The sequence below is a fragment of the Citrobacter sp. Cu231 genome (assembly GCF_030332265.1).
Taxonomy (GTDB): Bacteria; Pseudomonadota; Gammaproteobacteria; order Enterobacterales; family Enterobacteriaceae; genus Citrobacter; species Citrobacter meridianamericanus.
Map to the genome: position 1 here is coordinate 1 of NZ_JAOWIE010000045.1, position 8,933 is coordinate 8,933.

Annotated in this window: 9 protein-coding genes and 2 pseudogenes; 5 read left to right on the top strand and 6 right to left on the bottom strand. The window is 40.2% G+C overall.

The genetic code is table 11. From position 1 onward, the window contains the following. Nucleotides 1-1,209 (top strand): IS4-like element ISVsa5 family transposase, encoded by a 1,209-nt coding sequence (locus OGY15_RS19710; protein WP_286540766.1) that lies wholly within the window; start codon nt 1-3, stop codon nt 1,207-1,209. 30 nt (nt 1,210-1,239) lie between these two features. Here OGY15_RS19710 and OGY15_RS19715 read toward each other — a convergent pair. After that, nucleotides 1,240-1,635 (bottom strand): annotated as a pseudogene (locus OGY15_RS19715) (helix-turn-helix domain-containing protein); the annotation flags it as partial. 87 nt (nt 1,636-1,722) lie between these two features. Between OGY15_RS19715 and tetC the strand changes: the two are divergent. Then, entirely contained in the window at nt 1,723-2,316 is a 594-nt protein-coding gene (gene tetC, locus OGY15_RS19720) for a tetracyline resistance-associated transcriptional repressor TetC (protein ID WP_000428546.1), read from the top strand. 112 nt (nt 2,317-2,428) lie between these two features. Here tetC and tet(B) read toward each other — a convergent pair whose 3' ends face one another. Further along, a complete protein-coding gene (gene tet(B), locus OGY15_RS19725; RefSeq protein WP_001089068.1) occupies nt 2,429-3,634 on the bottom strand; it encodes a tetracycline efflux MFS transporter Tet(B) in 1,206 nt (401 codons plus the stop codon). Nucleotides 3,635-3,715: 81 nt separating this feature from the next. Between tet(B) and tetR(B) the strand changes: the two genes are divergently transcribed. Next, the gene (gene tetR(B) / locus OGY15_RS19730) at nt 3,716-4,339 is read left to right on the top strand and encodes a tetracycline resistance transcriptional repressor TetR(B) (RefSeq protein ID WP_000088605.1); all 624 of its coding nucleotides are present in this window, start codon (nt 3,716-3,718) and stop codon (nt 4,337-4,339) included. Here tetR(B) and OGY15_RS19735 read toward each other — a convergent pair. Genes OGY15_RS19735 through OGY15_RS19745 form a run of 3 tightly spaced genes read right to left on the bottom strand, consistent with a single transcriptional unit; the run spans nt 4,317 to nt 5,710 of the window. After that, nucleotides 4,317-5,003, bottom strand: a complete 687-nt coding sequence (locus OGY15_RS19735) for an ArsR/SmtB family transcription factor (protein ID WP_001284954.1) — start codon at nt 5,001-5,003, stop codon at nt 4,317-4,319. The genes tetR(B) and OGY15_RS19735 overlap by 23 nt on opposite strands. A gap of 7 nt (nt 5,004-5,010) precedes the next feature. Continuing rightward, nucleotides 5,011-5,397, bottom strand: coding sequence for a hypothetical protein (locus tag OGY15_RS19740; protein WP_000460651.1), 387 nt, complete (start codon nt 5,395-5,397; stop codon nt 5,011-5,013). Further along, nucleotides 5,390-5,710: an antibiotic biosynthesis monooxygenase family protein gene (locus tag OGY15_RS19745; RefSeq protein WP_000562370.1), complete on the bottom strand. Its 321-nt coding sequence runs from the start codon at nt 5,708-5,710 to the stop codon at nt 5,390-5,392. Before OGY15_RS19745 ends, OGY15_RS19740 begins: the two co-directional genes overlap by 8 nt. A gap of 443 nt (nt 5,711-6,153) precedes the next feature. On the opposite strand from OGY15_RS19745, the gene gltS reads away from it, so the two are divergent. Then, a complete protein-coding gene (gltS, locus tag OGY15_RS19750) occupies nt 6,154-7,359 on the top strand; it encodes a sodium/glutamate symporter (RefSeq protein WP_000599533.1) in 1,206 nt (401 codons plus the stop codon). Between the two features lie 230 nt (nt 7,360-7,589). Further along, nucleotides 7,590-7,709: pseudogene (locus tag OGY15_RS19755) on the top strand (LysR family transcriptional regulator); the annotation flags it as partial. 15 nt (nt 7,710-7,724) lie between these two features. Here OGY15_RS19755 and OGY15_RS19760 read toward each other — a convergent pair. Further along, the gene (locus OGY15_RS19760; RefSeq protein WP_286540185.1) at nt 7,725-8,933 is read right to left on the bottom strand and encodes an IS4-like element ISVsa5 family transposase; all 1,209 of its coding nucleotides are present in this window, start codon (nt 8,931-8,933) and stop codon (nt 7,725-7,727) included.

Sequence of the window (8,933 nt, forward strand, 5' to 3'; positions counted from 1 at the left end):
ATGTGCGAACTCGATATTTTACACGACTCTCTTTACCAATTCTGCCCCGAATTACACTTAAAACGACTCAACAGCTTAACGTTGGCTTGCCACGCCTTACTTGACTGTAAAACTCTCACTCTTACCGAACTTGGCCGTAACCTGCCAACCAAAGCGAGAACAAAACATAACATCAAACGAATCGACCGATTGTTAGGTAATCGTCACCTCCACAAAGAGCGACTCGCTGTATACCGTTGGCATGCTAGCTTTATCTGTTCGGGCAATACGATGCCCATTGTACTTGTTGACTGGTCTGATATCCGTGAGCAAAAACGGCTTATGGTATTGCGAGCTTCAGTCGCACTACACGGTCGTTCTGTTACTCTTTATGAGAAAGCGTTCCCGCTTTCAGAGCAATGTTCAAAGAAAGCTCATGACCAATTTCTAGCCGACCTTGCGAGCATTCTACCGAGTAACACCACACCGCTCATTGTCAGTGATGCTGGCTTTAAAGTGCCATGGTATAAATCCGTTGAGAAGCTGGGTTGGTACTGGTTAAGTCGAGTAAGAGGAAAAGTACAATATGCAGACCTAGGAGCGGAAAACTGGAAACCTATCAGCAACTTACATGATATGTCATCTAGTCACTCAAAGACTTTAGGCTATAAGAGGCTGACTAAAAGCAATCCAATCTCATGCCAAATTCTATTGTATAAATCTCGCTCTAAAGGCCGAAAAAATCAGCGCTCGACACGGACTCATTGTCACCACCCGTCACCTAAAATCTACTCAGTGTCGGCAAAGGAGCCATGGATTCTAGCAACTAACTTACCTGTTGAAATTCGAACACCCAAACAACTTGTTAATATCTATTCGAAGCGAATGCAGATTGAAGAAACCTTCCGAGACTTGAAAAGTCCTGCCTACGGACTAGGCCTACGCCATAGCCGAACGAGCAGCTCAGAGCGTTTTGATATCATGCTGCTAATCGCCCTGATGCTTCAACTAACATGTTGGCTTGCGGGCGTTCATGCTCAGAAACAAGGTTGGGACAAGCACTTCCAGGCTAACACAGTCAGAAATCGAAACGTACTCTCAACAGTTCGCTTAGGCATGGAAGTTTTGCGGCATTCTGGCTACACAATAACAAGGGAAGACTTACTCGTGGCTGCAACCCTACTAGCTCAAAATTTATTCACACATGGTTACGCTTTGGGGAAATTATGAGGGGATCTCTCAGTGCATTGCCTCCAATTCCCATAATTTATTACGCCGATAATAACTTGGTGTAACCTTAAAAATGTACTTAAATCGACGTGTAAAAGATTGTTGGGAATCAAATTGATATTTTAATGCGATCTCAAGGATAGTTTTTTTCGTCAACCTCAACTCAACAGCCGCTTTCGTCAAACGACGAGCACGAATATAGCTAGCCAGTGTGACCCCTGTTACTTTTTTGAACAGCCGCTGAAAATACCACTTGGTATAACCCGCTTTATTCGCCACATCATCAAGCAGTAAAGACTGATCTAAATTATGTTCAATCCATAATAGAACATCTTTGATAACCGTTGTATGAAACTGCTTATCATCATATCTTAATTGGATGTTATTAGCTTTATTTTGATAGCGAGAATGCTGTTCAATATACATAAAATAACCTAAATGTTCTTAAGATTGTCACGACCACATCATCATGATACCATAAACATACTGACGGTATGTTATTTTAAATCTATCATGGAAAATAAAAATCATCAACAAGAAAATTTTAAGAGTACCTATCAATCACTGGTTAACTCAGCACGAATATTGTTTGTTGAAAAAGGCTATCAAGCTGTTTCAATAGATGAGATCTCGGGAAAAGCGTTGGTGACCAAAGGTGCCTTTTATCATCACTTTAAAAATAAAAAACAATTACTCAGTGCCTGTTATAAGCAGCAATTAATTATGATTGATGCCTACATCACAACAAAAACTGATTTAACAAATGGTTGGTCTGCCTTAGAAAGTATATTTGAACATTATCTTGATTATATTATTGATAATAATAAAAACCTTATCCCTATCCAAGAAGTGATGCCTATCATTGGTTGGAATGAACTTGAAAAAATTAGCCTTGAATACATTACTGGTAAGGTAAACGCCATTGTCAGCAAATTGATCCAAGAGAACCAACTTAAAGCTTATGATGATGATGTGCTTAAAAACTTACTCAATGGCTGGTTTATGCATATCGCAATACATGCGAAAAACCTAAAAGAGCTTGCCGATAAAAAAGGCCAATTTATTGCTATTTACCGCGGCTTTTTATTGAGCTTGAAAGATAAATAAAATAGATAGGTTTTATTTGAAGCTAAATCTTCTTTATCGTAAAAAATGCCCTCTTGGGTTATCAAGAGGGTCATTATATTTCGCGGAATAACATCATTTGGTGACGAAATAACTAAGCACTTGTCTCCTGTTTACTCCCCTGAGCTTGAGGGGTTAACATGAAGGTCATCGATAGCAGGATAATAATACAGTAAAACGCTAAACCAATAATCCAAATCCAGCCATCCCAAATTGGTAGTGAATGATTATAAATAACAGCAAACAGTAATGGGCCAATAACACCGGTTGCATTGGTAAGGCTCACCAATAATCCCTGTAAAGCACCTTGCTGATGACTCTTTGTTTGGATAGACATCACTCCCTGTAATGCAGGTAAAGCGATCCCACCACCAGCCAATAAAATTAAAACAGGGAAAACTAACCAACCTTCAGATATAAACGCTAAAAAGGCAAATGCACTACTATCTGCAATAAATCCGAGCAGTACTGCCGTTTTTTCGCCCCATTTAGTGGCTATTCTTCCTGCCACAAAGGCTTGGAATACTGAGTGTAAAAGACCAAGACCCGCTAATGAAAAGCCAACCATCATGCTATTCCATCCAAAACGATTTTCGGTAAATAGCACCCACACCGTTGCGGGAATTTGGCCTATCAATTGCGCTGAAAAATAAATAATCAACAAAATGGGCATCGTTTTAAATAAAGTGATGTATACCGAATTCGATTGCGTCTCAACCCCTACTTCGGTATCTGTATTATCACGTGTATTTTTGGTTTCACGGAACCAAAACATAACCACAAGGAAAGCGACAATATTTAGCAACGCAGCGATAAAAAAGGGACTATGCGGTGAAATCTCTCCTGCAAAACCACCAATAATAGGCCCCGCTATTAAACCAAGCCCAAAACTTGCCCCTAACCAACCGAACCACTTCACGCGTTGAGAAGCTGAGGTGGTATCGGCAATGACCGATGCCGCGACAGCCCCAGTAGCTCCTGTGATCCCTGAAAGCAAACGGCCTAAATACAGCATCCAAAGCGCACTTGAAAAAGCCAGCAATAAGTAATCCAGCGATGCGCCTATTAATGACAACAACAGCACTGGGCGCCGACCAAATCGGTCAGACATTTTTCCAAGCCAAGGAGCAAAGATAACCTGCATTAACGCATAAAGTGCAAGCAATACGCCAAAGTGGTTAGCGATATCTTCCGAAGCAATAAATTCACGTAATAACGTTGGCAAGACTGGCATGATAAGGCCAATCCCCATGGCATCGAGTAACGTAATTACCAATGCGATCTTTGTCGAACTATTCATTTCACTTTTCTCTATCACTGATAGGGAGTGGTAAAATAACTCTATCAATGATAGAGTGTCAACAAAAATTAGGAATTAATGATGTCTAGATTAGATAAAAGTAAAGTGATTAACAGCGCATTAGAGCTGCTTAATGAGGTCGGAATCGAAGGTTTAACAACCCGTAAACTCGCCCAGAAGCTAGGTGTAGAGCAGCCTACATTGTATTGGCATGTAAAAAATAAGCGGGCTTTGCTCGACGCCTTAGCCATTGAGATGTTAGATAGGCACCATACTCACTTTTGCCCTTTAGAAGGGGAAAGCTGGCAAGATTTTTTACGTAATAACGCTAAAAGTTTTAGATGTGCTTTACTAAGTCATCGCGATGGAGCAAAAGTACATTTAGGTACACGGCCTACAGAAAAACAGTATGAAACTCTCGAAAATCAATTAGCCTTTTTATGCCAACAAGGTTTTTCACTAGAGAATGCATTATATGCACTCAGCGCTGTGGGGCATTTTACTTTAGGTTGCGTATTGGAAGATCAAGAGCATCAAGTCGCTAAAGAAGAAAGGGAAACACCTACTACTGATAGTATGCCGCCATTATTACGACAAGCTATCGAATTATTTGATCACCAAGGTGCAGAGCCAGCCTTCTTATTCGGCCTTGAATTGATCATATGCGGATTAGAAAAACAACTTAAATGTGAAAGTGGGTCTTAAAAGCAGCATAACCTTTTTCCGTGATGGTAACTTCACGGTAACCAAGATGTCGAGTTAACCACCCTTTAGATTCATAAAGCGAAAATAATGCGGCTCCAACGTACCCACCTAAATGGAAACGGCGTTCACTCCAATCTAAACACGCACAACAGATTTTACGTGAATGTTTGGAAGGAACGTCAATTCCCATTTCATGAAAATATTGAATACCACTTAATGTGATCATTGAACCATTTTCAGTGATCCATTGCTGTTGACAAAGGGAATCATAGATCTTAACGGCAACTTCGCCAGCTAAATGATCATAGCAAGTACGTGCTTTTCGTAAATGCACTGGCGTGGAAACTTTGGCATGTACGCCATGGTTTAAGGAGATCCCCATCATACTTTCCATCAATTCAGCAATATCTTTTCCTGCTAGCCGAAAATAACGATGCTTGCCTTGAGCTACTACTGTGATTAGCTGGCAATCTAATAATTTAGATAAATGACTGCTCGCCGTTGAAGCTGATATATTCGCCACAGAACTTAGCTCAGTGGCCGTCCAAGCTCGCCCATCCATCAAAGCACTGAGTATTTTAACTCGTGAAATGTCAGACATAGCCGCCCCTATCGCGGCTATTGAGGACTCAAAGGTAACCTCTTTTCGTATTAAATTAGCCATCGCAAGTTCACTTTATTGCCCAAGGGAGCGTAACAGATGCAGCCATACTATCATTGTCCGTTATTAATATCAGTTGGTTAGCATGGTCACTGTATTGCACTAAAATATTAATGTTATTCTCCGCCAATACTCGTGCTATTTCGCCAAGTTCCCCCGGTTTTTCCTGTTTTAACTTACGAATTAATGGTGTCCGGATCGCAAGTACTAACAGTCCAGCTTGCTCTAGCGCTATTTTAGCTTCCTTTCCTTGTTCAACAAGAAAATGAGCATGGCATTCATCACCAACCGTAAATATCCCTCCCCCTTCCAATCCAATACCTTTATTACCTAATGTTTTTCCTAGTAATGCTAATTGTCCTATTTGATTATCTAAAACAACGTGAACATCAAACATTATCCTTGTCCTTTTTAAATGAATATTCGCGAGTAATATGAGCAATACTAATTTTGTAAAAATCAAATATTGACTCTCGCCCTTCTTGTTGAGCTTTCGCATGTAAAACATGATTTTTCCATTGCAGAACTGCGTATTCGTTTTCCCACCAAGATAGCGATAACATTTTTCCTTCTGTAGCTAGACTTTGAAAACGTTCAATTGAAATAAAACCAGCTACATGACTTAATAGTGGTCTTAACTCCTCAGCTAAAGTCAAATAGCGAGTTTGTTGGTCGGGTTGTATTTGCACCTCAAATATTACAGCAATCATATTTTTCTCCGTTATTAATCAACAAACAGAGTAATCCACCCGAAAATTAACACTTCGATAAGCAACGAAATATAGAAAGGTCATGCTGCTGTTTTATGTTGTATATCACACTTCTTTAAATTGCTCGGCCTGCGCTTATCATGTTCTCCTTCTCTTATAATTTTGTTTATTATTTATACTTTTTTATTTTTTGCTATCACCGAAAATAGTGCGGATCCCGCATGGTATTTAGGTTTACCCATCATTAAATACCATTGTTGTTATTTTAATCTTTTTAATATTTCATGATTAAGATCACACTAAAATTATGACCCTATTAACTAAAAGTTATGGATACCCTAATAAAACTCATTGTTAAAGATTAGTTAACCAAAGTAACTTCATTTTTCACTATTGTTAAATTGTTATAGTGAAAATTCTGGTAAACTAATAGAGGTAAAAAAATGATCCTAGATGCCAGTTATACATTATTAGTCGCATGTATCGCGCTACTCATAGGAATGTTTGTCGTAAAATTTACCCCGTTCCTACAAAAAAACCACATACCAGAAGCCGTCGTTGGTGGCTTTATTGTTGCAATTGTTCTGTTAATTATTGATAAAACATCAGGTTATTCGTTTACTTTTGATGCTTCATTGCAAAGTTTATTAATGCTCACATTCTTTTCCTCTATCGGGCTAAGTTCTGACTTTTCTCGACTGATTAAAGGAGGAAAGCCGTTAGTTCTATTAACTATTGCAGTAACGATCCTAATCGCCATTCAAAATACTGTCGGCATGAGTATGGCTGTCATGATGAATGAAAGTCCATTTATTGGCTTAATTGCAGGTTCAATTACTCTAACAGGTGGTCATGGTAATGCCGGAGCATGGGGCCCTATTCTCGCTGATAAATATGGTGTAACAGGCGCCGTTGAATTAGCGATGGCTTGTGCAACACTTGGATTAGTGTTGGGTGGTTTAGTTGGCGGCCCTGTTGCCCGTCATCTTTTGAAAAAGGTCTCTATTCCTAAAACAACCGAGCAAGAGCGCGACACTATCGTTGAAGCTTTTGAGCAACCAAGCGTCAAAAGAAAAATCAATGCAAATAACGTTATTGAAACCATTTCAATGCTGATTATCTGTATTGTTGTTGGTGGCTATATCAGTGCATTGTTTAAAGATACTTTTCTGCAACTGCCTACTTTTGTCTGGTGTTTATTTGTCGGTATTATTATCCGTAATACACTGACTCATGTATTTAAACACGAAGTGTTTGAGCCGACCGTCGATGTATTAGGTAGCGTTGCTTTATCGCTTTTCTTGGCAATGGCGTTAATGTCATTAAAATTTGGTCAATTGGCAAGCATGGCAGGGCCAGTATTAATTATCATTGCTGTACAAACTGTTGTCATGGTGCTATTTGCCTGCTTTGTCACCTTCAAAATGATGGGCAAAGATTATGATGCTGTCGTGATCAGCGCGGGTCACTGTGGCTTTGGTATGGGAGCAACACCAACAGCAATTGCGAATATGCAAACAGTCACAAAAGCATTTGGACCATCACATAAAGCTTTCCTTGTCGTTCCTATGGTCGGTGCCTTTATTGTTGATATTTCAAACAGTATCTTAATTAAAATATTTATTGAAATTGGTACATACTTTACCTAATAGCTACACACTACTCGGCGTACTTCTCCTAACAATTTATTATAGGGCAGTATGCCGAGCCGCTTTCTTACCCCGTATATTCCCCTAGTCAATCTATTTAGCTTGCACGTTTACGAATTAATTCTCGTGACAACTAAACCAAAATTTGAATTATGACGAGTATATCTGATTATTTATACTTTATTCGTTAGAATAGTCCGTAGAAATAAATAATCAGTAGGCTACATGGAATGAAATTAAGACATCTCGATATCTTTTATGCTGTAATGACTTGTGGTTCCTTAACGCGTGCGGCTGAAGTTTTACATATTTCTCAACCCGCGGCGAGTAAAGCACTCAAACATGCTGAGCACTGAGAGATCCCCTCATAATTTCCCCAAAACGTAACCATGTGTGAATAGATTTTGAGTAAGCAGGGTTGCAGCCACGAGTGAGTCTTCCCTTGTTATTGTGTAGCCAGAATGCCGCAAAACTTCCATGCCTAAGCGAACTGTTGAGAGTACGTTTCGATTTCTGACTGTGTTAGCCTGGAAGTGCTTGTCCCAACCTTGTTTCTGAGCATGAACGCCCGCAAGCCAACATGTTAGTTGAAGCATCAGGGCGATTAGCAGCATGATATCAAAACGCTCTGAGCTGCTCGTTCGGCTATGGCGTAGGCCTAGTCCGTAGGCAGGACTTTTCAAGTCTCGGAAGGTTTCTTCAATCTGCATTCGCTTCGAATAGATATTAACAAGTTGTTTGGGTGTTCGAATTTCAACAGGTAAGTTAGTTGCTAGAATCCATGGCTCCTTTGCCGACACTGAGTAGATTTTAGGTGACGGGTGGTGACAATGAGTCCGTGTCGAGCGCTGATTTTTTCGGCCTTTAGAGCGAGATTTATACAATAGAATTTGGCATGAGATTGGATTGCTTTTAGTCAGCCTCTTATAGCCTAAAGTCTTTGAGTGACTAGATGACATATCATGTAAGTTGCTGATAGGTTTCCAGTTTTCCGCTCCTAGGTCTGCATATTGTACTTTTCCTCTTACTCGACTTAACCAGTACCAACCCAGCTTCTCAACGGATTTATACCATGGCACTTTAAAGCCAGCATCACTGACAATGAGCGGTGTGGTGTTACTCGGTAGAATGCTCGCAAGGTCGGCTAGAAATTGGTCATGAGCTTTCTTTGAACATTGCTCTGAAAGCGGGAACGCTTTCTCATAAAGAGTAACAGAACGACCGTGTAGTGCGACTGAAGCTCGCAATACCATAAGCCGTTTTTGCTCACGGATATCAGACCAGTCAACAAGTACAATGGGCATCGTATTGCCCGAACAGATAAAGCTAGCATGCCAACGGTATACAGCGAGTCGCTCTTTGTGGAGGTGACGATTACCTAACAATCGGTCGATTCGTTTGATGTTATGTTTTGTTCTCGCTTTGGTTGGCAGGTTACGGCCAAGTTCGGTAAGAGTGAGAGTTTTACAGTCAAGTAAGGCGTGGCAAGCCAACGTTAAGCTGTTGAGTCGTTTTAAGTGTAATTCGGGGCAGAATTGGTAAAGAGAGTCGTGTAAAATATCGAGTTCGCACAT